A 24,360-nucleotide genomic window follows, 5' to 3' on the forward strand; every position below is an offset into this window, starting at 1 on the left:
AAATGTTCTGAAACTCAGTGTCGTTTACCGAGTGGTTTTCTGCAAATGTGCGTCGAAGGCTTCTGCGTTCATAAAGCCCGTCACGCGGGCTGCGGGTAACTCTTTGCCATCTCGGTCAAAAAACAAAATGGTCGGCAGGCCAAGCACCTGCAAGTGCTTGAGCAAGGCTGCCTGCTCGGCATTGTTGGCCGTTACGTCGGCCTGCAGCAACACCGTATCGGCCAATTGGGTCTGCACCGCTGGATCGCTGAAGGTGTACTTCTCAAACTCTTTACAGGCGACACACCAGTCCGCGTACAGGTCCAGCATCACCGGCTTGCCCTGCGCCTGTTGCAGCGCCTGATTAAGCTGCTCAACGTTATTGATACGGGTGAAATTCAGATGTGGCTGGGCCGCCTGCTCAGAGGCGGTGTTACCGAATGCCCAGTCTTGCAATGGACGCGCCGAAATCACCAGCGCCGCCAACAACAGCACTTGGACGGCTCGCGTCCAGCCACGGGATGATTTCAGGCTCAGGACGAATGCCCAGCCGAAGAATGCCAGCCCGAGCAGGCTCCACAGGCGCAACCCCCAGACGTCGCCGATCATCCGCTCAAGCAGGAACACCGGCAGCGCCAGGATCACAAAGCCAAAGGCTTCCTTGACGTACTGCATCCACGGGCCGCTGCGTGGCAGCAGGCGGTTGCCGAACAGCGTCACAATCACCAGCGGGATACCCATCCCCAAGGCATACAGATAGAGCGTGCCACCACCGGCCCACATGTTACCGCTTTGGGCGATGTACAGCAGGATGGCGCTGAGAGGGGCGGTGGTGCATGGCGAGCAGATCAGGCCTGCCAGAGCGCCCATCACAAACACGCCCACCAGTGAGCCACCCTGCTGGGTGTTGCTCCAGTTGGCCAGCCGCGTTTGCAGTGACGAGGGGAGCTGCAAAGAGTAGCAGCCGAACATGGACAGAGCCAAGGCGACAAACAGCACCGACAGACCGATCAGCACGTAAGGGTGTTGCAGCGCGGCCTGGAACTGCAACCCAGCGGCGGCAACCACCAGGCCGAGCAGGGTATAGGTCAGCGCCATGCCTTGCACATACACCACGGCCAGCACCAGAATGCGCCCGCTGCTGTGTGGCCGCTCACGGCCCAGGATAATGCCGGAAATCAGCGGATACATCGGCAACACGCAAGGGGTAAACGCAATACCGATACCAATCAGCAAGGCCCACAGGGGGGAGAAGGGCAGATTGGCCGGTGCTGTTTCTGCTGGTGTTACGGCTACCGGTGCTGCGGGCTCTGCGGCCAGCGCTACTGCGCTCAGAGGGATCACGCGGGTTTCCGGTGGATAGCAGAAACCGGCCTCAGCACACCCTTGGTAGGTGACGCTCAGGCTGGCATTGTCTCCCGCCTGCAACAGGGGAATATTCAGCGCCAATGGCTCTTTGAATATCGCTACTTCACCAAAGAATTCATCTTTATGCTTCAGCCCGGCGGGCAGCTCGAACTGGCCTAGCGTTGCCTGCTGTGGCACCAGCTTGATTTGCTGGCGGTACAGGTAGTAACCAGGGCGGATTTGCCAGCTTAGCGTCAGCTGGGGGCCCTGTTGTTTAAAATCAAAGGCAAATGCCTGATCGACGGGGACGAACTGGTTGCCCGCGTTTTGGCCGAACAGTGAAGCCTGGGCCGCAGTCGGCAGAAAGAACAGGCTGCAAAGCAGCAATATCAGTTTAATGAGGCGTTGATCCATGACAGGTAATCTTTATCTCCAGCCATCACCGGCAGCACCAACAGTTCGGGTGTCTGGTACGGGTGATGTTGTTTCAGGTAGGTGAGTAGCGCTTGTTGATGCTGGCGATCGCTTTTAAACAGCATCTGCACTTCGTATTCCTGTTGCAGTTTCCCTTCCCAGTAATACAGCGATGTTGCCCCAGGCAGCAGCGTGGCGCAGGCCGCCAGTTTCTCTCCCAGGACGCGTGCCGCCAGCTCTTGCGCCGTGGCTTCATCGGGTGCGGTACAGAGTATGACGATAGCTTCGCAATCAGACATCTTCGGCCCTCTCAACCAGGTTTGGTAACAGGGCACTATACCCTGAAGCGGTGTTGGCTAGAAGGTTAGATTATCAGCAGCAGGGGAATGAGGAGGAGAAAGCAGGGCCGAAGCCCCGCTTGAGGATCACAGAATAACGCTGCCAATCAGGAAGCCGAAGATGACGGCAAACGCCACGCCCAAGGTGCCAGGGATCAGGAACGGGTGGTTAAACACGAAGCGCCCGATGCGCGTCGTTCCGGTATCGTCCATTTGTACCGCCGCCACCAGGGTAGGGTAGGTTGGCAGAATGAACAGGCCAGAAACGGCAGCAAAGGAGGCGATCGCCGTCAGCGGGGTGACGTTCAGGGCCAGCGCCATCGGCATCAACGCCTTGGCAGTGGCGGCCTGAGAGTACAGCAACGCCGAACAGAAGAAGAAGATCACCGCCAGTAACCAAGGATGGGATTGGATCACGGTACCCGCAGTCTCTTTAATCCAGTCAAGGTTGGCCTGCACAAAGGTGTCACCTAACCAGGCCACGCCCAGGATACAGATACAGGCGCTCATCCCGGCCTTGAAGGTGCTGGAGTTCAAAATCAGGTCGGTCTCGACACGGCACAGGATGGTGGTCAGGGTGGCCACGCTCAGCATGATGATCAGGATGGCATTGGTGGTGTTCATCAGCGGCGTCGTCACCAGCCCCATGCTTGGGCTGTTGATGATGGCATAAGCCACTACGCTCAGTACGCCAGCCAGGAACAGCATCACGGAGGTTTTCGCACGCGGTTTGATCACGATTACGTTCTCACCACGCAGGGCTACCAGACCTTCTTCGAAGCGTTTTTGATACACCGGATCGTCAGACAGCTTGGAGTCAAACAGCCAGGTAACCAGCAGCGACATCAGTATCACGGCCAGGAAAGTGGAAGGGATCACCACCATCAGCAAGTGCAGATAACTCACACCGTGGCCTTCCATAACGGAAGACATGTACACCACCGCTGCCGAGATAGGCGAGGCGGTAATGGCAATCTGCGCGGAAACCACGGCAGTAGACAGTGGGCGGCAAGGTTTGATGCCTTGCTCTTTGGCCACTTCTGCAATCACCGGCAGGGCCGAGAGGGAGATATTACCGGTACCGGCGAAGATGGTCAGGAAATAGGTGACGATTGGGGCCAGAATGGTGATGTATTTTGGATTTTTGCGCAGCAGTTTTTCGGTTTGCTGCACCAGGTAGTCCATCCCGCCAGCGACCTGCATGGCGGCGATAGCGGCGATAACCGCCATAATGATTGAAATAACGTCGAAGGGAATGCTGCCTGGCTTAACGCCAATCATCGCCAGCACCAATACCCCAAGACCGCCTGCAAAGCCTATTCCGATACCGCCCAGCCTGGCCCCCAAAAAGATGGCCAGTAGAACGATCACCAATTCTACTACTAGCATAGTGTTTACCCCTTAAAATGGATTTTTATGAAAACCAAAGGTTGCAACTTTGTATTCTTAGAAAGAAAAAAGGCACGCTATCCAGAGGATTAGCGTGCCTTTCAGGCTACCGGATGAGTCTATTATTGTTCATTTTCATCTGTATAGCGTTTCGCCTTATATGCCGGGTGCATCAGGTTCTCTACGGAGAAGATGTCATCCAGCTCAGCTTCGGTCAGTAAACCGCGTTCCAGCACGACTTCACGTACGCTCTTGCCGGTTTCAGCACAGATCTTGCCGACAATGTCACCGTTGTGGTGGCCAATGAACGGGTTCAGATAGGTAACGATACCGATAGAGTTAAATACGTAGTACTCGCACACTTCTTTGTTGGCGGTAATACCGTTAATGCATTTTTCCAGCAGGTTATAGCAGGCATTGGTCAGGATGTGAATGGATTCAAACATCGCCTGGCCAATTACCGGTTCCATCACGTTCAACTGCAGCTGGCCTGCTTCGGCGGCCATGGTAACGCAAGTGTCGTTGCCGATCACCTTAAAGCAAACCTGGTTAACCACTTCTGGGATCACCGGGTTCACTTTGGCTGGCATGATGGAAGAACCGGCCTGCAGTTCAGGCAGATTGATTTCGTTCAGGCCAGCGCGTGGGCCGGAAGACAGCAGACGCAGGTCGTTACAGATCTTGGACAGTTTGACCGCCAGGCGCTTGTGCGCACTGTGCACCATCACGTAAGCGCCACAGTCGGAGGTGGCCTCGATCAGGTCTTCGGCAGGGACCACCGGCAGGCCACTGACTTCCGCCAGTTTCTTAACCGCCAGGTGTTGGTAACCTTCCGGGGTGTTCAGCGCGGTACCGATCGCCGTCGCGCCCAGGTTCACTTCCAGCAGCAACTCTGCGGTACGGTGCAGGTTACGGGTTTCTTCATTCAGCAACACGCTGAACGCGTGGAATTCCTGGCCCAGGGTCATTGGCACCGCGTCCTGCAACTGGGTACGGCCCATTTTCAGGATGGTTTCGAACTCTTTGGCCTTACGGTCAAACCCTTCACGCAGTTGGTTGATAGCATCGATCAGCTTCTGGTTGGAAGCGTAAACCGCGATGCGAAATCCGGTTGGGTAAGCGTCGTTGGTAGACTGACACTTGTTGAGGTGATCGTTAGGGTTCAGGTATTGGTATTCACCCTTCTGGTGGCCCATCAGCTCCAGGCCGATGTTTGCCAGTACTTCGTTGGTATTCATGTTCAGCGAGGTGCCAGCACCGCCCTGGAACACATCCACCGGGAATTGATCCATGCATTTGCCTTTATCCAGCACTTCATCACATGCCTGGATGATGACGTCGGCAATTTTACGTGGGATGGTTTGCAGCTCTTTGTTTGCCATGGCGGCGGCTTTTTTCACCATCACCATGCCGCGCACAAACTCAGGAACGTCGCTGATTTTACTGTTGCTGATATAGAAGTTTTCAATCGCACGCAGAGTATGAACACCGTAGTAGGCTTCTGCAGGGACTTCACGTGTTCCTAATAGGTCTTCTTCGATACGAATGTTGTTTGACATGAGAACCTTCTCTATGTTGCTGCCGAATATAATTATGTGCAGGATAACAAAATAATGTTGCCGAGCGGGCCAACTGCGGAAGTATTGACCGCAGCTATTGTCGCTGCCCAGATCATATGCTGGTTGGTAATAAATGAATGAACGTAGATCACTATCTGGTGCTTCAGCAAATGACAGCTTTTGATTTCTGTGAAGAGCTTCACGTTTGTAACATAGAGAATAAAAAAGATCGCCCGGTTGAAATGGCGGCGGGAAGCCCCCATTGTAAGAAGGTTGGCCGATTAGTGGCCCCATTTATCACGTATGCGCCATCGGGCGGGTACGCCGACTCTACCTAGAGGAGAGAACCAGGTGCGCTGGTTACCGTTACTGCTGATATTTCTACTGGCTTACATAGAGATATCCTTGTTTATCAAAGTTGCCGCCGTGTTCGGCGTGGCAATGACGCTGCTGCTGGTGGTGTTTACCTCCTGCGTCGGCGTTTCCCTGGTGCGTAATCAGGGCATGAAGACCTTTATGCAGATGCAACAGAAGCTGGCGGCGGGCGAAAGCCCGGCAGCGGAGATGGTGAAAAGCGTTTCACTGGTACTGGCGGGCTTCCTGCTGGTGATACCGGGCTTCTTCACCGATTTCCTTGGCCTGTTACTGCTGTTGCCGCCGGTGCAGAAATCGTTGACGCTGAAGCTGATGCCGCATCTGAACATTTATCGCCCAGGTGGTTGGGGTCAAGGCGGAGGTGCCGCTAATGGCAACACCTTCGACGGAGAATTCCAGCGCAAGCAAGACGACCGCTTCACCTTGGATCATCAACCCGACGATCACGACAAGCGTGACGATCGCTGATATCTCCTCTCACCCTAACCCTCTCCCAAAGGGAGAGGTGACTGAACGTGCTACAATTGCCCCCGGTACCTGACCGCGACTCTGGACTACCCCCACTCCCTAAACAAGTGCCCATGTGTTATCCGGTCCGTATAGTGGGAGAGGGTCTGGGTGAGGGGGAGATTGGCCGCGTTTTTGCTAGTGGCGTTCACCGTAGGTCATCAAATCGAAAATTTTTTTGCTGCCGCCCCTTGAAGGGGGATGGAACGCCCCCATTTCAAATCCCACGGAGCCGGTATCAATAATCTGGCGCACAACCCTAAATCTGATAGAAACCTTCTTACAGGAGAGCGTTCAATGAGTATTCGTCCATTGCATGACCGCGTTATCGTCAAGCGCAAAGAAGTTGAATCAAAATCTGCTGGCGGCATCGTTCTGACTGGCTCTGCAGCGGGTAAATCTACTCGTGGTGAAGTGGTAGCCGTTGGTAAAGGACGTGTTCTGGAAAGCGGCAACATCCAGCCGCTGGATGTGAAAGTAGGCGACATCGTGATTTTCAACGACGGTTACGGCGTGAAAGCAGAGAAGATCGACAATGAAGAAGTGTTGATCATGTCCGAAAGCGACATTCTGGCAATTGTTGAAGCGTAATAACGCTTTATAAATCTTCTGAACTGAACGAGTTGAAGGGAAATACCAATGGCAGCTAAAGACGTAAAATTCGGCAATGACGCTCGCGTGAAGATGCTCCGCGGTGTGAATGTTCTCGCTGATGCAGTAAAAGTGACTCTGGGCCCGAAAGGCCGCAACGTAGTGCTGGATAAATCCTTCGGCGCTCCTACCATCACCAAAGATGGCGTATCTGTTGCTCGTGAAATCGAACTGGAAGACAAGTTCGAGAACATGGGTGCACAAATGGTGAAAGAAGTTGCCTCTAAAGCGAACGACGCTGCGGGCGACGGTACCACCACTGCAACCGTACTGGCTCAATCCATCATCACCGAAGGCCTGAAAGCTGTGGCTGCCGGCATGAACCCGATGGACCTGAAGCGCGGTATCGACAAAGCGGTTATCGCTGCGGTTGAAGAGCTTAAAAAACTGTCTGTACCTTGCTCTGACTCTAAAGCTATCGCTCAGGTAGGCACCATCTCTGCAAACTCCGACGAAACCGTGGGTAAACTGATTGCAGAAGCGATGGAGAAAGTGGGCAAAGAAGGCGTGATCACCGTTGAAGAAGGCACCGGCCTGCAAGACGAGCTGGACGTGGTTGAAGGTATGCAGTTCGATCGCGGCTACCTGTCTCCGTACTTCATCAACAAGCCAGAAACCGGTTCTATCGAGCTGGAAAGCCCGTTCATCCTGCTGGCTGACAAGAAAATCTCCAACATCCGTGAAATGCTGCCAGTGCTGGAAGCCGTTGCGAAAGCGGGCAAACCACTGCTGATCATTGCTGAAGATGTTGAAGGCGAAGCGTTGGCTACCCTGGTGGTTAACACCATGCGTGGCATCGTGAAAGTGGCTGCGGTTAAAGCACCTGGCTTCGGCGACCGTCGTAAAGCCATGCTGCAAGACATCGCTACCCTGACTGCCGGTACCGTGATCTCTGAAGAGATCGGTCTGGAGCTGGAAAAAGCTACCCTGGAAGATCTGGGTCAGGCAAAACGCATCGTAATCAACAAAGACACCACCATCATCATCGATGGCGTGGGCGACGAAACCACCATTCAGGGTCGCGTCTCCCAGATCCGTCAGCAGATCGAAGAAGCGACCTCTGACTACGATCGTGAAAAACTGCAAGAGCGTGTTGCTAAACTGGCTGGCGGCGTTGCCGTTATCAAAGTTGGCGCCGCAACTGAAGTTGAAATGAAAGAGAAGAAAGCCCGCGTTGAAGATGCCCTGCACGCTACCCGTGCTGCGGTAGAAGAAGGCGTGGTTGCTGGCGGTGGCGTAGCGCTGATCCGCGTAGCAGACAAAATTGCTGGCCTGAAAGGCGATAACGAAGACCAGAACGTGGGTATCAAAGTTGCCCTGCGTGCTATGGAATCTCCACTGCGTCAGATCGTGATCAACGCCGGTGAAGAAGCTTCTGTGATTGCCAACAAGGTGAAAGCAGGCGAAGGCAGCTTCGGCTACAACGCTTACACTGAAGAATACGGCGACATGATCGCGATGGGTATCCTGGATCCAACTAAAGTGACCCGTTCTGCTCTGCAGTACGCGGCCTCTGTAGCTGGCCTGATGATCACCACCGAGTGCATGGTCACTGACTTGCCGAAAGAAGACAAGTTAGACATGGGTGGCGCTGGTGGTATGGGCGGCATGGGTGGTATGGGCGGAATGATGTAATTCCCCTCACCTCTGTGAGCTAACCACAAAACCCGGCTTCGGCCGGGTTTTTTTATTCCTTTCTTCTGTGTGGGGCTGAATATCGTGCCCGTTTTTTTCAACGTCAGCGGCTAACGATGCGTCAGTGCTGAATTTGATGATATTTTTGCAGACCGTATCCATTAAGCGTGTAAACTGATAGTTCATCAGCTGTCGCTCAAGACGTTGACCAGGCACCTGTGGCCGGTGGCAACGGATGCTTAAGAGATGGCAACGCTTTCTGATAAGCTTTTGCGTAATTCTCAACATCATATGGGGAACAAGATGCGGATTAAAGCCTTACTGGGTCTATCGGCAGCGCTGCTGCTGGCAGGGTGCAGCAGCACCAATGAACTGACCGCCGCAGGTCAACAGGTCAAATTTACCGACACCAAGCCCGCAGCAGAATGCCAGTTGGTAGGCGAAGTCACCGGCACTCAGAGCAACTGGCTGTCGGGGAGCGGTGGTGAGGGCAGCTCTATGCGCGGCGCGGCTAACGATCTGCGCAACAAGGCAGCAGCAATGGGCGGCAACGTGATTTACGGTGCGACCAGCCCAAGCCAGAACCTGCTTTCAAGTTTTGCACCGCTGGACAGCAAAATGATCGGCCAGGTGTATAAGTGCCCATAACGCTGGCATAAGCACCCGTATAAAACAAAAGAGGAATGCCTAGGCATTCCTCTTTTTGCATTCATGTAGGCCACTTAGCTTTGCGTCAGGCGTAGATCCAACGGTGTTTTGCTGGGTTCGCCGCCGACTTCACGGGTCAGACGGGGTACCAGATAGCCGGAAACCTTGCTCAGCAAACTTTTCACGATCGCACGAGCCTCGTCGTCGCTGACCATAAAGTGGGCCGCGCCCTGTACCTTATCCAACACGTGGAGGTAGTAGGGCAGGATACCCGCATCAAACAGGGCGTTACTCAGCGTTGCCAACGTATCCGCGTCATCATTGATCCCCCGTAGCAGCACACTCTGGTTCAGCAGCGTCACTCCGGCGCTACGCAACTGTGCCATACTGGCACGCAGCGGTGGGTCAATCTCGTTGGCATGATTGATATGGGTGACCATCAGCACCTGCAGGCGCGATGCCGAGAAGCGTTGGCACAGCGTGGCGGTGATGCGGGCAGGGATCACCACCGGCAAGCGGGTATGAATACGCAGGCGTTTGAGGTGTGGGATGGCCTCCAGTTCCCCGATCAGCCAATCCAGTTCATGGTCTTTGGCCATCAGCGGATCGCCCCCGGAGAAAATAATTTCATCCAGTTCCGGGTGTTGACGGATATACTCCAACGCTTGAAGCCAGTTTGCCTTGTTGCCCTGGTTCTCCTGATAGGGGAAATGACGGCGGAAACAGTAGCGGCAGTTAACCGCACAGCCGCCTTTTACCAACAGCAGGGCACGGTTGCGATACTTGTGCAGTAACCCCGGCACCACGCTGCGCTGTTCATCCAGCGGATCGGTCGTGAAGCCTGGGGCGTCGATGAATTCTGCGCTGGCGGTGAGTACCTGGCGCAGCAGCGGGTCATTGGCATCACCGGGTTGCATACGCGCGGCAAAGGCTCGTGGCACGCGTAGCGCAAACAGGCGGCGTGCATCGCGCCCCTGTGGCAGTTCCGGGTGCGTATTTAGTGACAGAAGCTGCAGTAATTCATCTGGGTCGGTAATAACATCGGCGAGTTGATGCAACCAATCTTCTCTATGCGCCGTGTTTTGGGTTATAATGTGTGCCATTTTTTTGGCTAAGCTACCAGTTTAAATTTTCAGAGGGCCATCATGGCGACTTATTCTAGCAACGATTTCCGTCCGGGTCTTAAAATCATGTTCGAAGGCGAACCTTACGCTGTCGAATCCAGCGAGTTCGTCAAACCAGGTAAAGGCCAGGCTTTTGCGCGTGTAAAAATGCGTCGCCTGCTGACCGGCACCCGCGTTGAGAAAACCTTTAAGTCTACCGACTCTTGCGAAGGCGCGGACGTGGTAGATACCAACATGAACTACCTGTACAACGACGGTGAGTTCTACCACTTCATGCACCCTGAGACTTTTGAACAGCATCAGGTTGAAGAGAAAACCGTTTCTGACGTAGCGAAATGGCTGCAGGACAATGCGGAATGTATCGTCACCCTGTGGGATGGCCGTCCTATCGCTGTTCTGCCACCGAACTTTATCGAAGCAGAAATCACTGATACCGATCCAGGCCTGAAAGGCGACACCGCAGGTACCGGCGGCAAGCCAGCTACCCTGAGCACCGGCGCTGTAGTTAAAGTGCCATTGTTCGTGCAGATTGGCGAAGTGATCAAGGTTGACACCCGCTCTGGCGAATACGTCTCCCGCGTTAAATAAGTTTCAACACAGAGGAACCCCCGTGGTTCCTCTGTGTTATCCCTTCCCGTAACACGTTGGCAGAACCGCATGATGAAGAAAACGCTGTTGGCCGTGCTCTCTCTGTTGTTGCTGATGTCCCTCAGCGGCTGTAATACCTTCCGTGGTTTTGGTGAAGACGTTCAACACTTAGGCGGCGCGATTTCCCGCAGTGCCAGCTGATACCGATTAGCGCCATTAATCGGATAATGCAGAAAAATCCGTTTATTCCGGCAACCCTCCTGATTTTTACTACGCTTAGAGAGCTACACTTTTTCACTAATAACGAATAAGGGTAATCTTATGCTGAAGAAAACTATTTTCGCCATTTTTTCCTTGTTGATCCTGTCATCGCTGGTGGGCTGTAATACTACCGAAGGTGTGGGCAAAGATGTTGAAGCTGGTGGTCAGGCGATCCAGCGTAGCGCACAGTAAATTCCTTTGGGTTCAACGGTATTCCACGGCAGCGCTTGATTTTCCCTTCCGTGGAATACCCATTTAATTCTCTTGTTTGCTATAATCCACGTCTTCAATCAGCCAAGTGGGACGACCCGCCTGCGCTTCTGTTGTCTGGGGACGACCCCATAAGTTCTGGAGCCAGTGTCATGGCATGGATCATTTTGCTTTTTGCGGGCCTGTTAGAGGTCGTCTGGGCTATTGGCCTGAAATATACCCACGGTTTTACCCGTTTGACCCCCAGTTTGATTACCGTCGCTGCGATGGTGGTGAGCATGGTGTTGCTGGCGCACGCCATGAAAACGTTGCCTGCGGGCACGGCTTACGCCGTGTGGACCGGGATTGGGGCGGTGGGCGCGGCGGTAATGGGCATGGTGCTGCTCGGTGAGTCGACCAACATCATGCGTATTCTCAGCCTGTGCCTGATCGTGGCCGGGATCCTGGGGCTAAAATTCAGCAGTCAATGAGTGGGCTGCTGATTGACCCAGATTAACGCTTCGGTATCAAAACCGTAGCCCTTGGCAATCTGCACCAGTCTGTCGCGCGTGGCGGCTTCCAACGTCGGCGTGCGCGACAATATCCACAGATAGTCGCGGTTTGGGCCACTAACCAGCGCATAGCGGTACTCCGGATCGAGTTCGATGACGTTATAGCCGCCATAGAAAGGGCCGAAGAATGAGACTTTCAGCGAGGCCGTCTGCGGCGAACCGATAAAGTACGCCTTGCCTTCGCTCTCCTGCCACTGCTGTTTTTTGCTATCGAAACCCCGGTTAATCACCTTCAGACCGCCGTCTGTACGCGGGCTGTAATTGGCCGTAACCTGCTCCAGACCTCGTTCAAAGCGATGATCCAGACGCGCGATTTCATACCAGGTGCCCAGATAGCGTTTGCTATCGAAGTTATCTATGACCTTGACGTCCTTCGGGGGTGTCACGCTACAGGCAACGGAAGCGAGGGCGGATAAAATGACGCAAAGCTTTGACCAAAAACGCATGAGTGACTCCTGTTTTTCAGTTACAGATAAACAGTGTAGTCGAAAGAGTGGGAGTAGCGGAATAGGCGGCCAACGGGAGTTGGCCGCCAGAGGTCTTACAGCGTGACGACCCCGATCAGGGTAACGACGCTCAGGATGGCAGCCAGGCCGTAGAACACCCATTTACCTGCAGGCACGTGGATTTTCAGATCGTGCATGGCATGGTGGATACGGTGTAGCCCGCACCATAATGGCAAAATGATCATTAGCAGCAGGAACAGGCGGCCGATCCAGCTTTGGCAAAACGCCAGGACGCGCTCATAACCTAAAGCTTCGCCAGGGAACAGGCCGAGTGGCAACAGGATGCCGACCAGCAGCACGATAGCTGGAGCAACGATCGCTCCCCACATACCGCCAGCGCCAAATAATCCCCAGAAAACCGGCTCGTCAGAGCGTTTAGGTGATTGATTTATCATGTTTCCTCCGGATTACAGTAACGCTACGGCGAGAATGATCACGGTGACGACGATCGTCACTGCCCACAGCGCCTTAACGATTGGCTCCGGCCCCATTTTCTCGCTGTTGACGACGATGTTGGCGGCTTTCGGTGCCAGATCGAACCAGGTTTTAGTATGCAGTGCGGCGGCCAGCAGGGCGATGATGTTAATCAGCAGCACCAGCGGGTTTTGCAGAAAGCCGACAAACCCGGCCCAGCTTTCAGGGCCACCCTTCAGGGCAAAGACGCCGTAGATCAGCACGATGCTGAACCACACCGCCAGCACCGAAGTGCCTTCACGCAGCATGTAGAAACGGTAGAAACCCAGCTTTTGCCACCAGGTTGGCGTCATGGTACGCACATAGGGCTTACGTTGTGTTGTCATTGCTGTCTCCCCTCCCTTATTGCGGTTTCAGCATTGCGATCATGAAGTCTTTGGCACTCTCTACCTTGCCCTGCTGGATCGCAGCGGCCGGGTCGACGTGTTTTGGACAGACTTCAGAGCAGTAGCCAACAAACGTACAGGACCAGACACCGTTCTGGCCGTTAAGCAGCGGCATACGCTGTTTCTTGCCGTGGTCGCGGTTATCCAGGTTATAACGGTGCGCCAGCGTAATCGCTGCCGGGCCGATGAATTCCGGATTCAGGCCGAACTGTGGGCAAGCGGCATAGCACAGGCCACAGTTGATGCAGCCGGAGAACTGGTGATACTTCGCCATTTGCGCCGGGGTCTGCACGTTCGGGCCATCTTCCGGCTTGCGATCGTTGCCGATGATGTAAGGCTTAATCGCTTCCAGGCTCTCGATAAAGTGGGTCATATCCACCACCAGATCGCGCTCGATCGGGAAGTTGCCCAACGCCTCAACCTTCATGCCATCGGTATATTCACGCAGGAAGGTTTTACAGGCCAGCTTAGGCACGCGGTTGACCATCATGCCGCAAGAGCCACAGATGGCCATACGGCACGACCAGCGGTAGGACAGGTCTGGCGCCAGGTTATCTTTGATATAACCCAGTGCGTCCAGCAGCGAAGTCTGCTCATCGTAAGGTACGCTGAAGGTCTCGAAATGCGGCTCGGCGTCGCGTTCCGGGTTATAGCGCATGACCTCGATTTTCAGGGTTTTCAGCTCAGCCATTCGCCTGCTCCTTATCCTTTCTCTCTTTGTCCTGCGCTTCGGCTGCGGCGCCATAAACACGCTGGGCCGGTGGCAGTTTGGTAATTTTCACGTCGCTGTACTCCAGGCGTGGTGCACCGTTCGGGTTATGGAACGCCAGCGTATGTTTCAGGAAGTTCACGTCGTCACGCTCGGTGCAACCTTCGTCGAGACGCTGGTGCGCGCCGCGCGATTCTTTACGGTTGAAGGCCGAGTGCGCCATACATTCGGCAACGTCCAGGCCATAGCCCAGCTCGATGGTGTACAGCAGATCGGTGTTGAACACGCTGGAGTTGTCGGTAATTTTGACGCGCTTGAAGCGCTCTTTCAGCTCCGCCAGCTTATCGATGGTTTTCTGCATCAGCTCCGGCGTACGGTAGATACCACAGCCTTCTTCCATCGACAGGCCCATTTCATCGCGGATCTTCGACCAGTTCTCGCTACCTTCTTGCTTCATCAGATTGCTGAGGCGGGTTTCCACGTCGCGGCCTTGTGCTTCCAAAGCGCTGCCGTTGGCCGGGCCACTTTCCAGCGCGCAGCGGGCTGCGTGTTCACCTGCCACACGCCCAAACACCACCAGCTCAGCCAGCGAGTTGGAACCCAGGCGGTTCGCGCCGTGCAGGCCAACCGAGGAACATTCGCCGACGGCGAACAGGCCTTTGATGCGGGTTTCACAGTTTTGATCGGTTTCGATACCGCCCATGGTGTAGTGCGCGGTTGGACGGACCGGGATTGGATCCTTAACGGGATCGACACCCACGTAGGCTTTCGACAGTTCACAGATGAACGGCAGACGCTCCAGCAGTTTCTTCTCGCCCAGATGGCGCAGATCCAGATAGACCACGTCGCCACGTGGGGTGGCGATGGTGCGGCCAGCACGCCATTCATGCCAGAAAGCCTGCGACACTTTGTCACGCGGGCCCAGCTCCATATATTTGTTTCTTGGCTCGCCCAGCGGGGTTTCCGGGCCCATACCGTAGTCTTGCAGGTAGCGGTAGCCGTCTTTGTTAACCAGAATACCGCCTTCACCGCGGCAGCCTTCGGTCATCAGGATGCCTGAACCTGGCAGGCCGGTTGGGTGATATTGCACAAACTCCATATCGCGCAGTGGCACGCCGTGGTGGAACGCCATCCCCATACCGTCGCCGGTGACGATGCCGCCGTTGGTGTTATAGCGATAAACACGGCCTGCACCGCCGGTGGCCATGATGACGGCGTTGGCACGGATCTGCACGCGGGTGCCTTCCATCATGTTCATGGCAACTACGCCGCGCGCCTGGCCATCATCTACCAGCACGTCCAACACGAAGTGCTCATCGAAACGTTGGATTTGCGGATACTTCAGCGAAGTCTGGAACAGGGTGTGTAGCATGTGGAAGCCGGTTTTATCGGCGGCAAACCAGGTACGTTCAATCTTCATGCCACCAAAGCGGCGCACGTTGACCGAACCGTCTGGCTTACGGCTCCACGGGCAACCCCATTGCTCCAACTGGGCCATTTCACGTGGGCAGCTGTGAACAAAGTGATCGACCACGTCCTGCTCACACAGCCAGTCGCCACCGGCTACGGTGTCCTGGAAGTGATAGTCGTAGCTGTCGTGATCCTGAGTGACTGCGGCGGAGCCCCCTTCGGCGGCTACCGTGTGGCTACGCATTGGATATACTTTAGATATCAGCGCGATTTTCAGTTGGGGGTTGGCTTCCGCGGCGGCTATAGCGGCCCGTAAACCAGCTCCCCCGGCACCAATGATGGCTAGGTCGGCGTTAAAGGTTTGCACTGCACTCCTCCAATGTTCTCGTTAAAACGACAATTTAATTAATCTATGCTTAATATTTATAAAGGTGCTTCGGGTGCTAAGCTAAATTCAGTGACTTTTAAAACTAAACACTAAGGATAGATAACTGCTACCGAATATAGGGTTATCACTATACCTAAAGTTAAGTAGTAGAAATTTGATGTGATCGATTGTTTTGCCTTTTAACCGTTACGCAAGAGGCATTCCTGCAAAAATAAGGTGTTGCCTCGCCTTTGTCTTTGATTCGCGCGATTGTCGGTGGTTTATATGGCTTATATGTTTTTTATGATTTTAATGTAGACCAGCGCACACAATAGCCAAGAATTTGTTTGCTTGAGAGGATGCGAGTAGACTGCACCCCCTGTTTGATTTCGGAGTAATTACCATGAGCGAAACGGCAAGCTGGCAGCCAAGTGCACCCATCGCCAATTTGTTGAAGCGCGCAGCGATACTGGCTGAGATCCGGCGTTTCTTTGCCGATCGTGGCGTATTGGAGGTGGAGACCCCGGCGATGAGCCAGGCGACAGTCACCGACATCCACCTGGTCCCGTTCCAGACGCGTTTCGTCGGCCCGGGCGCGGCAGATGGCCTGACGCTGTACATGATGACCAGCCCGGAATACCACATGAAGCGTCTGCTGGCGGCAGGGAGCGGCCCGATCTATCAGCTGGGGCGCAGCTTCCGTAATGAAGAAGCGGGGCGGCATCACAACCCTGAATTCACCATGCTGGAATGGTATCGCCCGCACTATGATATGTATCGCCTGATGAATGAGGTGGACGATCTGCTGCAACAGGTACTGGATTGCGACAGCGCCGAAACCCTGTCCTATCAGCAGGCGTTCCTGCGCCATCTGGATCTCGATCCGCTGTCGGCGGAGAAGGCACAGCTGCGTGAGGCTGCGGCCAAGCTCGATCTGAGCAACATTGCCGATACGGAAGAAGACCGCGATACCCTGCTGCAACTGCTGTTTACCGTGGGCGTCGAACCCCATATCGGCCGTGATAAACCGGCATTCGTTTACCACTTCCCGGCCTCACAGGCCTCGTTGGCAGAAATCAGCACCGAAGATCACCGTGTCGCAGAGCGGTTCGAGGTCTATTTCAAAGGTCTTGAGTTGGCGAATGGTTTCCGCGAGTTGACCGACGGCGATGAGCAGCGCCAGCGCTTTACGCAGGACAATCGTAAACGCGTGGCGCGTGGCTTGCCGGAGCACCCGATTGATAACAACCTGCTGGATGCCCTGAAGCATGGTATGCCGGAGTGTGCGGGCGTGGCATTGGGCGTCGATCGTTTGGTGATGTTGGCGTTGGGAGCCGAAAGCCTGAGCGAAGTGATCGCGTTTCCGGTCAGCTGGGCATAACGTTTTTGCCTCAATGAAAAAGGGTTCGGCTTGCCGAACCCTTTTTGCTTTTATAGCCCGCCCGACTCGCGGCGCGTGTTGCGCGGTGGAGTTGAAGGCGGTGTGCGGCCATTACTGGTCATGCGCGACAGCGTCTCGGTGCGAACCTGGAAAGGTGGGTATGGCAGCGTGATGCCGTGTTCACGGTAACCCGCCAGGATCAACTGGTGGATCTCATGGCGTAACGGCATGCGGTGGCCCATTTCGGCGGCGTAGATACGCAGTTCGAAGATCTGAATACCCTGTTGCAGATCGACCAGATAGGCTTCCGGTGTTGGGTTATCCAGCACCAGTGAGCAACGTTCGGCCGAGTTGATCAGGATCTTGGTCACCTCTTCCGTATTCGCCTCTGCCGGTGCCGGTACGGTCAACACCACACGGGTCAGCGTGTCGGACAGCGACCAGTTGATAAACTGCTCGGTGATAAAGGCCTTGTTAGGCACGATAATCTCTTTGCGGTCCCAGTCTGAAATGGTAGTGGCACGGGTATTGATCTTGGTAACCGTGCCCGTCAGGTTACGGATTGTCACCGTATCGCCGATGCGGATCGGTTTTTCAAACAGAATGATCAGGCCTGAAATAAAGTTGGAGAAGATCTCCTGCATACCAAAGCCCAAGCCCACGCTGAGCGCGGTGACCACCCATTGCAGTTTCGACCACTCGATACCGATCCAGGAAAAACTGAGGATCGCCCCGAACAGCAGCAACAGATACTTGGTGATGGTGGTAATGGCGTAGCCGGTGCCAGGCGTCAGATCCAGGTGCTGCAACACCGCCAACTCGAGCAATGCTGGCAGGTTACGCACCAGCTGCATGGTGACGATCAGCACCAGGATGGCGATCAGCAGCGCCCCCAAGGTGATCGGCTGAGCGATATCGATGCCATTCACCGTGGAATTGACATCCCAGAGCTTGATATTTTCCAGGAAGCCGAAGGCCGAGTGGATCTCTGACCACAGGACGATCAATGAGACCAGTGCCACCATCGTCAGGATCGAACGCACCAACCTCAGCGACTGGGCGCTGATGGCATCCAGATCGATTTCCGTTTCATCTACCTCAATTGCACCTTCGATGCTGTTAGGGGTATGTGTGGATTCTTCTTCGCCTTTGGCACGCTGCGCCAGGATATCGGCACGGCGCTGTTTGGCACGATCAAAGGCGATGCGGCGCCGTTGGATCAGCATCCAGCGGCGGATAATGTGGTAAATCACCAACAGCAGGAACCAGATGGCAACCGAGGTCTCCAGGCGTGCCAGCAGCTTCTGTGCTGTGGTCAGATAGCCGACGGTGGAAGCCAGCGCAGCAATCAGCGGTGCGGAAAGCAACAGCCCCCACAACGCGGTGTTAATCAGATTTTCACCGGAGCCTTTGTTATCCAGATACAGTGGAATACCGGCCCGCTTCAAGCTGTTGGTGACCAGCGCCAGCGCCAGACAGAGCAGAATGAAGCACAGGCGGCCAAGGGTATTGGCAAATTCGCGATCGTTGAGATTGTCGAAGGTGATCAGCGCCATAATCAACGGCACGATCAGCCAGATCGACATCTGGTAATAACGCATGGCGCGGGAAACCTGCTTCACCGGCCAGCCGAAATGCACGATGAACAACCCCTGCGGATGGGCGAAGGCGGCGCTGATCATACAGATCCACAACACTGGCAGCGTGGCGGTGACGCCCTCACCAATTGCGACAGCAACCGGATACGGCCAGGCATTCTGCAAGCCGAAGCCCAGCGCTGCCCACAAGACCGGCAGCGGCAAGGCCACCAGGATTGACCAAAATACGGTACGCAGCGTCAGCAGGAATTCATCTTGCGTGACCTTGCCTACTCTACTGCTGGCCCGTGCCAGGAACGCATGGTAATGCTTGCGCGAACTGATGCTGAAAATCACCAACAGCACCGCACCAAACAGCGGGATCAAGGTTTCCCGGCTAGTGACCATCATCACGAAAGCGCCGCTGAGCTGCGTCAGAGTATCCAGTGACAGTACACGGGTCAGATCTTGTGCCACATTGAGCGGATACGACAGGGTGATGGGGCTGACGTCTGGTACCCAGAACAGGTAACGGTGCGCTGCATCCTGAATTTCGTTCAGCGCATCGACCAACTGGGTGTTGGCCACCTTCAGCTTGGTCAGCTCAAGGATCTGGGTATCGCAGCCGGAAAGCAGCGAATTCAGTAGCTCACGCTGGGTGCGTAGCTGGGCATCGACGATACGCTGCTGGGCGCTGGTCAGGGGGCTACCGTCGTCTTGTTTAAGCTCTTTAGCTCGCTGAGGCAGGCTCTCCAGCTGGTTTTCAAAATTCAGGCGTTGAACGCGCAGATCGGCCATGGCGCTGTCCAACTGCCGGGGTTTTGGCATTTCAGGCAAGATGGCGACCTGGGCGCGCAGGGTTTCCCCCAGTGCAGTAGAGGCGCTCAACCATTGGGACTGCTCAATGATGGTGCTCAATGCCTGGCGTACCTGCAGCGTTTGTGCGGCGGCCTGGCGCTGTTGGGAAGAGATCAGATCCATCTGTTGTGCCTGATCGTTCAGCGCAGCAGAAAGTTCACGGTTGATTTGCAGCTGCTTGCGCAGGCTGGCGGGTAAATCGCCATTCTGTTCGGCCAATTGCTCGGTTTTTTCCAGCGCCCGTTCCGCTTCCCGCTGGCGTTGGCTGTTGAGGTTGTTACGCAGCGCCTGTAACTGGACATCAATTTTTTCATGCCGCGTTTTGTAGACATCGGCACGCATCCGCGCCAGTTCCTGGCGGTTATTGGCCGAGAGTTGAGCCAGATCCAGCTCATCCACTTTCGCTTTACGTGCCGCCGCTTCTGCCTGTAACAGAGCAAGCTGCGCCAGTGCCAACGGTGTGGTTTGGTTATTGCCCTGAGCCTGTAGGCGGCGCTGAACTTCCGTTAATGCGCGCCGAGCTTCGGTTTGTTGCTGTGGCAGTTGGCTGAGAGAGTCGCTGATCTCGCGTGTCCGGTCCTGCTCCTGTTGCAACAGGCGGGCCTGTTCCAGCAGTTGGCTGCTGGTTTGCAGGATTAACTGTTCCAGATCGCTGGCGGGCAGGTTTTCACCGTTGGGCAGGATTTTGGTTTCTTCGAGGGTAAGCTGGCGGCGCAGTTCCTGCGTCATCTTCGGGAAATCGTCGATCACTCGCTGATACTGCTGGGAATTGTTCTGCGACTCTTTGCGTTCGGTGAGCCAGTTGATGGCGCTTTGCAGCGCCTCAACCGTTTCCGCCTGATTAGGCGCGTTTTTATTGCCCTCGGCCAGCTTCAGTTCTTGCCGTAACTGGGACTCGTTGGGGATCGCGGCGGCGAGAGCCGGCTGGATCAGTAGCAGGCTGAGCAATAAAGCGATAATCAGGCGCACAGCATCAATTCCCTTCGAAGGTGGCTTCTGGCGCGGCTGCGGCTTCAGCAAAAGCCTGGCCCATCCGGGTTACGGTGCCGTTGTTCAGGTGCGGTGCGAACTGTACGCTGCCAGGCGTGAACAGGTTGATGACCGTGGAACCGAGTTTGAAGCGGCCCATCTCTTCACCTTTGACCAGTTGGATCGCGCCTTCCATGCCTTCGGCTGGATAGGTCCAGCGGCGGATGATGCCTTCGCGGGGGGGCGTTACGGTACCGGCCCAGACGGTTTCGATGCTGCCCACAATAGTCGCGCCGACCAGGATCTGCACCATCGGCCCAAAGGCGGTATCGAATACGCAGATCACACGCTCATTGCGCGCAAACAGATTCGGCACGTTGGCGGCAGTTAGCGGATTGACCGAGAACAGATCGCCCGGCACGTAGATCATTTCGCGCAGTACGCCGTCACATGGCATATGGACACGGTGATAGTCGCTTGGGGCCAAATAGGTGGTGGCGAACAGGCCGTTACGGAAAGGCTCCGCCAACAGATAGTTACCGGCCAGTAGGGCTTCCAGCGTGTAATTATGGCCTTTGGCCTGGAAAATCTGATCGTCGCGGATCGCACCGAGCTGGCTGATGGCACCATCTGCTGGCAGTGCCAGCACGTGAGGCTCCGCTACGATCGGGCGTGCGCCATCACGTAATGGACGAACGAAGAATTCATTGAACGTGGCATAGGAGGCTAAATCCGGGTTCTGTGCTTCCTGCATCTGCACGCGGTAATAGCGGGCAAACGCTTTTACCACCAGCTTTGTCAGCCAACCGGCCTTTTTATCTGCGCCCCAGCCCGCCAGGCGGGTTAACGCCAGCTTTGGCAGCCAATACTGTAATTTAATCTTGATGCTATCCAGCACATTAACCTCTTGAAAGGGGATATAAGGGCGAGGGTGGCGATGAGCGCAACCCCCGCACTGTGGATCAGTTATCTGCGTCCGGGAAGTTTTTGCGGGTTTTAACCTGCGCCATGCTTTCCAGGATGCGGTGATAGTTGTCGAAACGCTCTTTGGCTATCGCGCCACTTTCCATCGCGGCGCGAATGGCGCAGCCCGGATCGGTGTCGTGGCGGCAGTCACGGAATTTACAACCGCCCAAATAGTCGCGGAATTCGACATAGGCCTGGGTGACCTGCTCTGGCTCCAGATGCCACAGACCAAATTCACGCACGCCGGGGGAGTCAATAACATCACCGCCATGTTGGAAGTGATACAACCTCGCCGCCGTGGTGGTATGTTGCCCCAGGCCGGAGACATCGGAAACCTGATTTACCAGAATTTGCTTTTCCGTCTGCGGCAGCAGGGCGTTCAACAGGCTGGATTTGCCCACGCCGGACTGCCCGGCAAAGATGCTGATACGGTCGACCAGCGCCTGTTCAAAGGCTTCCATCCCTTCGCGGGTCTGGCTGGACACTTCGAGAACGCGGTAGCCAATATGGCGATAGATGTCCATCATCCCGTCGACCACCTTACGCGCTGCGGCGTCCAGCAGGTCGATTTTGTTGAGCACGATCAGCGGCTCGACTTGCAGCGTTTCGCAGGCGACCAGGTAGCGATCGATCATGTTGAGAGAAAGTTCGGGCAAAATGGCCGACACGATGACGATCTGATCGATATTGGCGGCGATAGGTTTAACGCCGTCGTAGAAATCAGGGCGGTTCAGCACCGAGGTGCGTTCATGCACCGCTTCTACGATGCCTTTGACCCCCGCATGAGTGCCTACGCCAGGGCGCCAGACCACGCGATCGCCGGTAACCAGCGAACGTAGGGTGCGGCGAATGTTGCAGCGATGCTGGACGCCGTCTGCGGCTTCCACGTCGGCATGCATGCCAAAGCGGCTGATGACGATCCCGTCTTGCGGTTCGCCCAATTGGGAATCATCCAGCTCCGGCTTGTTGTCAGTACGCTTCAGGCGACGCTGATGGTTGGCCTGTACGCGGCGTTCTTGACCTTTGGACAGTTTGTTCTTACTCACTGAGCCTCACTTGAATCGGCATTTATCGCTCGGGGCGAGCAAAAAGGCTATGATACACGCTATTTTATATTAAATAACCGTTCTTGACCGCCACGCACGCTGGCATTAGCCGCGGGTTTGCCCGTGGTTTGTTTATCTTTCGGCTTTTACGCAGGAAAAATCATGACAGGAAACGAAAACAACCTGATTTGGATCGATCTGGAGATGACCGGGTTGGACCCTGAACGCGATCGTATTATCGAGATCGCGACATTGGTGACCGATGCCAATTTGAATATCCTTGCCGAAGGACCGGTGATCGCGGTGCATCAATCAGATGAGCAACTGGCGCGAATGGATGACTGGAATGTGCGTACGCATACCGGCAGTGGGCTGGTGGAGCGCGTTAAAGCCAGCAAGCATGACGATCGTGCCGCCGAGCTGGCGACTATCGCTTTCCTGCAAGCGTGGGTGCCAGCAGGTAAATCACCTATCTGTGGCAACAGCGTTGGTCAGGATCGCCGTTTCCTGTTCCGCTATATGCCGCTGCTGGAGGCCTACTTCCATTACCGTTATCTGGATGTCAGCACCCTGAAAGAGCTGGCACGCCGCTGGAAACCGGAAATCCTGCCAGGCTTCAAGAAGCAGGGTACCCATCAGGCGTTGGATGATATCCGCGAATCCGTTGCGGAACTGGCGTACTACCGCGAGCATTTTATTCAGCTGTAGCCGGGAGCAGGTTCATAAAAGGGGGCGGAGGAGTAATCCTCGCCCCCTTTTCTATTGCGCGGTTAATCATTTTTCCTATCGTTTGGCCGTAGCCACATATCCAGAAAGGCGCTTAACCAGGCAATACCCTCACGGTCATACCTTTGCCCGTTGAGTTGCTGTTCGGCCAGGGACTGTGCCCCTGGCTGGCTTAATTTATGTTCGGCAGCCCTACCCCAGCGTTGCATGGTCTGGTAGCTGACCTCGGGGTGGAATTGTACGCCATATGCCTGCCTGCCGTAACGTATGGCCTGATGACAAAATTGCTCACCTGTTGCAAGAAGCTCCATGCCTTCGACAGTGTCGAATCCCTCGCTATGCCATTGATAAACATGTGTCGGCCAAACACCTAGCTTTCGACCTGGCCGGGTTGGGTAAATGGGCCAGTAACCAATCTCGACTCGTCCATCGTCTCTGGCCATCACCCGGCCCCCGAGATGACGAACCATCATCTGTGCGCCAAGGCAAATGCCTAAAAAAGGAACGTCTTCACGCAGGGGGACTCCTATCCATTCAATTTCGCGCTTAACCCAGTCTGTATTGTCATTTGCACTCATGGGGCCACCAAAGACGATCGCACCGCTGTGCTTGGCGAGTGTATCGGGTAACGGATCATCGAGCGGTGGGCGGCGAATATCAAGGGAATAGCCCCGTTGTAGCAGCAACTGACCAACACGCCCGGGAGCGGATTGCTCCCGGTGTAAAACGATGAGTACTGGCAAAGATGCCGGTTTAGCGATTGTTTTCATATCATTATCTTTTTGGGGAAACCTTACAGACGAATGCGCTGCCCACGTAAATCATCGTAGGGAACCATCACATGCTCGCGATAGGCTGGGCGGCTTTGTAACCGTTGATACCAAGCCTCCACGGCAGGGAGCGGCGGGCGTTCGATATCCAACGAAAAATAGCGATACAAGGTGGCCCCGGTGGGAATATCAGCCAGGCCAAAACTGTCCCCGCTTAAAAAAGGTTGTCGGCTTAGTATTGTCTCCAGCACCTGGAAATGACGAGAACAGCGGGCCACCTTGTCATGGAGAGTTGGCCAGTCCCGTTCGGCCTCAGGGGTGCGGATCAGCCCCCAAAAAACCCCCATCATCAGATCCGGTTCCAAGGTGGTTTGGCACCAGTCCATCCAGCATTCCACATGGGCCCGTTTTCGCGGATCATCAAGCCAAAAATGACTACCGGCAGCAAGGAAGCGCAGGATGGTGTGAGATTCCCAGACAACCTGCCGATCCAGGTCGATCACCGGGATATGGGCCCCATTCCCACTCGAAACGCAACAAAGTGACCCACTGGCCAGACCCGGATAAAATCACCGCTCTGGCCCTACTGGAGAGCCTGTTGCATGCAGGGAAAACATCTGACTCAGAAAGAGCGGTTCT

General features: G+C 55.2%; 25 protein-coding genes. 10 read left to right on the forward strand and 15 right to left on the reverse strand.

The window, feature by feature from the left end; genetic code table 11:
* Positions 1-24: 24 nt before the first annotated feature.
* The 4 genes from ACMV5H_RS22510 to aspA form a co-directional block, all read right to left on the reverse strand.
* Positions 25-1,740, reverse strand: a complete 1,716-nt coding sequence (locus ACMV5H_RS22510) for a protein-disulfide reductase DsbD (RefSeq protein ID WP_414822499.1) — start codon at positions 1,738-1,740, stop codon at positions 25-27.
* Positions 1,716-2,039: a divalent cation tolerance protein CutA gene (gene cutA, locus ACMV5H_RS22515; RefSeq protein ID WP_021807588.1), complete on the reverse strand. Its 324-nt coding sequence runs from the start codon at positions 2,037-2,039 to the stop codon at positions 1,716-1,718. Before cutA ends, ACMV5H_RS22510 begins: the two co-directional genes overlap by 25 nt.
* A 126-nt stretch (positions 2,040-2,165) precedes the next feature.
* A complete protein-coding gene (locus tag ACMV5H_RS22520) occupies positions 2,166-3,467 on the reverse strand; it encodes an anaerobic C4-dicarboxylate transporter (protein ID WP_021807587.1) in 1,302 nt (433 codons plus the stop codon).
* Positions 3,468-3,589: 122 nt separating this feature from the next.
* A complete protein-coding gene (gene aspA, locus ACMV5H_RS22525) occupies positions 3,590-5,026 on the reverse strand; it encodes an aspartate ammonia-lyase (protein ID WP_021807586.1) in 1,437 nt (478 codons plus the stop codon).
* Positions 5,027-5,377: 351 nt separating this feature from the next.
* Here aspA and ACMV5H_RS22530 point away from each other — a divergent pair, with 351 nt between their 5' ends.
* From ACMV5H_RS22530 to ACMV5H_RS22545, 4 genes are all read left to right on the forward strand, one after another.
* Positions 5,378-5,869, forward strand: coding sequence for an FxsA family protein (locus tag ACMV5H_RS22530; protein WP_414822500.1), 492 nt, complete (start codon positions 5,378-5,380; stop codon positions 5,867-5,869).
* 336 nt (positions 5,870-6,205) lie between these two features.
* Positions 6,206-6,499 (forward strand): co-chaperone GroES, encoded by a 294-nt coding sequence (locus ACMV5H_RS22535; RefSeq protein WP_004952634.1) that lies wholly within the window; start codon positions 6,206-6,208, stop codon positions 6,497-6,499.
* Positions 6,500-6,547: 48 nt separating this feature from the next.
* Positions 6,548-8,194 carry a chaperonin GroEL gene (groL, locus tag ACMV5H_RS22540; protein ID WP_021807582.1) on the forward strand — a complete coding sequence of 549 codons (1,647 nt, stop codon included), beginning with the start codon at positions 6,548-6,550 and terminating at the stop codon, positions 8,192-8,194.
* A gap of 303 nt (positions 8,195-8,497) precedes the next feature.
* Positions 8,498-8,842, forward strand: coding sequence for a DUF4156 domain-containing protein (locus tag ACMV5H_RS22545; protein ID WP_024484770.1), 345 nt, complete (start codon positions 8,498-8,500; stop codon positions 8,840-8,842).
* 74 nt (positions 8,843-8,916) lie between these two features.
* Here ACMV5H_RS22545 and epmB read toward each other — a convergent pair whose 3' ends face one another.
* The gene (gene epmB / locus ACMV5H_RS22550; protein WP_179248732.1) at positions 8,917-9,945 is read right to left on the reverse strand and encodes an EF-P beta-lysylation protein EpmB; all 1,029 of its coding nucleotides are present in this window, start codon (positions 9,943-9,945) and stop codon (positions 8,917-8,919) included.
* Positions 9,946-9,987: 42 nt separating this feature from the next.
* On the opposite strand from epmB, the gene efp reads away from it, so the two are divergent.
* The 4 genes from efp to sugE all read left to right on the forward strand — a co-directional run bounded on the left by efp (position 9,988) and on the right by sugE (position 11,495).
* Complete coding sequence (efp, locus tag ACMV5H_RS22555) at positions 9,988-10,554, forward strand: elongation factor P (protein WP_024484772.1); 567 nt, start codon at positions 9,988-9,990, stop codon at positions 10,552-10,554.
* 69 nt (positions 10,555-10,623) lie between these two features.
* Entirely contained in the window at positions 10,624-10,755 is a 132-nt protein-coding gene (locus ACMV5H_RS22560) for an entericidin A/B family lipoprotein (protein WP_179253911.1), read from the forward strand.
* Between the two features lie 120 nt (positions 10,756-10,875).
* Positions 10,876-11,007: an entericidin A/B family lipoprotein gene (locus ACMV5H_RS22565; RefSeq protein WP_021807577.1), complete on the forward strand. Its 132-nt coding sequence runs from the start codon at positions 10,876-10,878 to the stop codon at positions 11,005-11,007.
* Between the two features lie 170 nt (positions 11,008-11,177).
* The gene (gene sugE, locus ACMV5H_RS22570) at positions 11,178-11,495 is read left to right on the forward strand and encodes a quaternary ammonium compound efflux SMR transporter SugE (RefSeq protein ID WP_021182101.1); all 318 of its coding nucleotides are present in this window, start codon (positions 11,178-11,180) and stop codon (positions 11,493-11,495) included.
* Here sugE and blc read toward each other — a convergent pair.
* From blc to frdA, 5 genes are all read right to left on the reverse strand, one after another.
* Complete coding sequence (gene blc / locus ACMV5H_RS22575; protein WP_021807576.1) at positions 11,489-12,022, reverse strand: outer membrane lipoprotein Blc; 534 nt, start codon at positions 12,020-12,022, stop codon at positions 11,489-11,491. The genes sugE and blc overlap by 7 nt on opposite strands.
* Before the next feature lie 95 nt (positions 12,023-12,117).
* Positions 12,118-12,477, reverse strand: a complete 360-nt coding sequence (frdD, locus tag ACMV5H_RS22580) for a fumarate reductase subunit FrdD (protein ID WP_021182103.1) — start codon at positions 12,475-12,477, stop codon at positions 12,118-12,120.
* A 12-nt stretch (positions 12,478-12,489) separates the two neighbouring features.
* On the reverse strand, positions 12,490-12,882 hold the full coding sequence (gene frdC / locus ACMV5H_RS22585) for a fumarate reductase subunit FrdC (RefSeq protein ID WP_021182104.1): 393 nt from the start codon (positions 12,880-12,882) through the stop codon (positions 12,490-12,492).
* Positions 12,883-12,898: 16 nt separating this feature from the next.
* Complete coding sequence (locus ACMV5H_RS22590; RefSeq protein ID WP_021182105.1) at positions 12,899-13,633, reverse strand: succinate dehydrogenase/fumarate reductase iron-sulfur subunit; 735 nt, start codon at positions 13,631-13,633, stop codon at positions 12,899-12,901.
* Complete coding sequence (gene frdA, locus ACMV5H_RS22595; RefSeq protein ID WP_414822501.1) at positions 13,626-15,428, reverse strand: fumarate reductase (quinol) flavoprotein subunit; 1,803 nt, start codon at positions 15,426-15,428, stop codon at positions 13,626-13,628. The genes ACMV5H_RS22590 and frdA overlap by 8 nt, the downstream gene beginning before the upstream one ends.
* Before the next feature lie 403 nt (positions 15,429-15,831).
* Here frdA and epmA point away from each other — a divergent pair, with 403 nt between their 5' ends.
* Positions 15,832-16,809: an elongation factor P--(R)-beta-lysine ligase gene (epmA, locus tag ACMV5H_RS22600; RefSeq protein WP_414822502.1), complete on the forward strand. Its 978-nt coding sequence runs from the start codon at positions 15,832-15,834 to the stop codon at positions 16,807-16,809.
* A 50-nt stretch (positions 16,810-16,859) separates the two neighbouring features.
* Here the strand turns inward: epmA and mscM are convergent, their stop codons facing one another.
* The 3 genes from mscM to rsgA form a co-directional block, all read right to left on the reverse strand.
* On the reverse strand, positions 16,860-20,213 hold the full coding sequence (mscM, locus tag ACMV5H_RS22605) for a miniconductance mechanosensitive channel MscM (protein WP_021807573.1): 3,354 nt from the start codon (positions 20,211-20,213) through the stop codon (positions 16,860-16,862).
* A gap of 4 nt (positions 20,214-20,217) precedes the next feature.
* The gene (asd, locus tag ACMV5H_RS22610; RefSeq protein WP_021182109.1) at positions 20,218-21,111 is read right to left on the reverse strand and encodes an archaetidylserine decarboxylase; all 894 of its coding nucleotides are present in this window, start codon (positions 21,109-21,111) and stop codon (positions 20,218-20,220) included.
* Between the two features lie 64 nt (positions 21,112-21,175).
* Positions 21,176-22,225: a small ribosomal subunit biogenesis GTPase RsgA gene (rsgA, locus tag ACMV5H_RS22615; protein ID WP_021182110.1), complete on the reverse strand. Its 1,050-nt coding sequence runs from the start codon at positions 22,223-22,225 to the stop codon at positions 21,176-21,178.
* A 162-nt stretch (positions 22,226-22,387) separates the two neighbouring features.
* Here rsgA and orn point away from each other — a divergent pair, with 162 nt between their 5' ends.
* Positions 22,388-22,933, forward strand: coding sequence for an oligoribonuclease (gene orn / locus ACMV5H_RS22620; RefSeq protein WP_021182111.1), 546 nt, complete (start codon positions 22,388-22,390; stop codon positions 22,931-22,933).
* Between the two features lie 62 nt (positions 22,934-22,995).
* On the opposite strand, the gene ACMV5H_RS22625 is transcribed toward orn, so the two are convergent.
* Complete coding sequence (locus ACMV5H_RS22625; RefSeq protein WP_094982815.1) at positions 22,996-23,721, reverse strand: glutamine amidotransferase; 726 nt, start codon at positions 23,719-23,721, stop codon at positions 22,996-22,998.
* A 23-nt stretch (positions 23,722-23,744) separates the two neighbouring features.
* A complete protein-coding gene (locus ACMV5H_RS22630) occupies positions 23,745-24,107 on the reverse strand; it encodes a glutathione binding-like protein (RefSeq protein WP_414822503.1) in 363 nt (120 codons plus the stop codon).
* Positions 24,108-24,360 lie beyond the last annotated feature (253 nt).

Origin of the sequence: Serratia sp. N21D137 (assembly GCF_047530005.1) — a bacterium.
In the GTDB taxonomy this organism is placed as follows: Bacteria; Pseudomonadota; Gammaproteobacteria; order Enterobacterales; family Enterobacteriaceae; genus Chania; species Chania fonticola_B.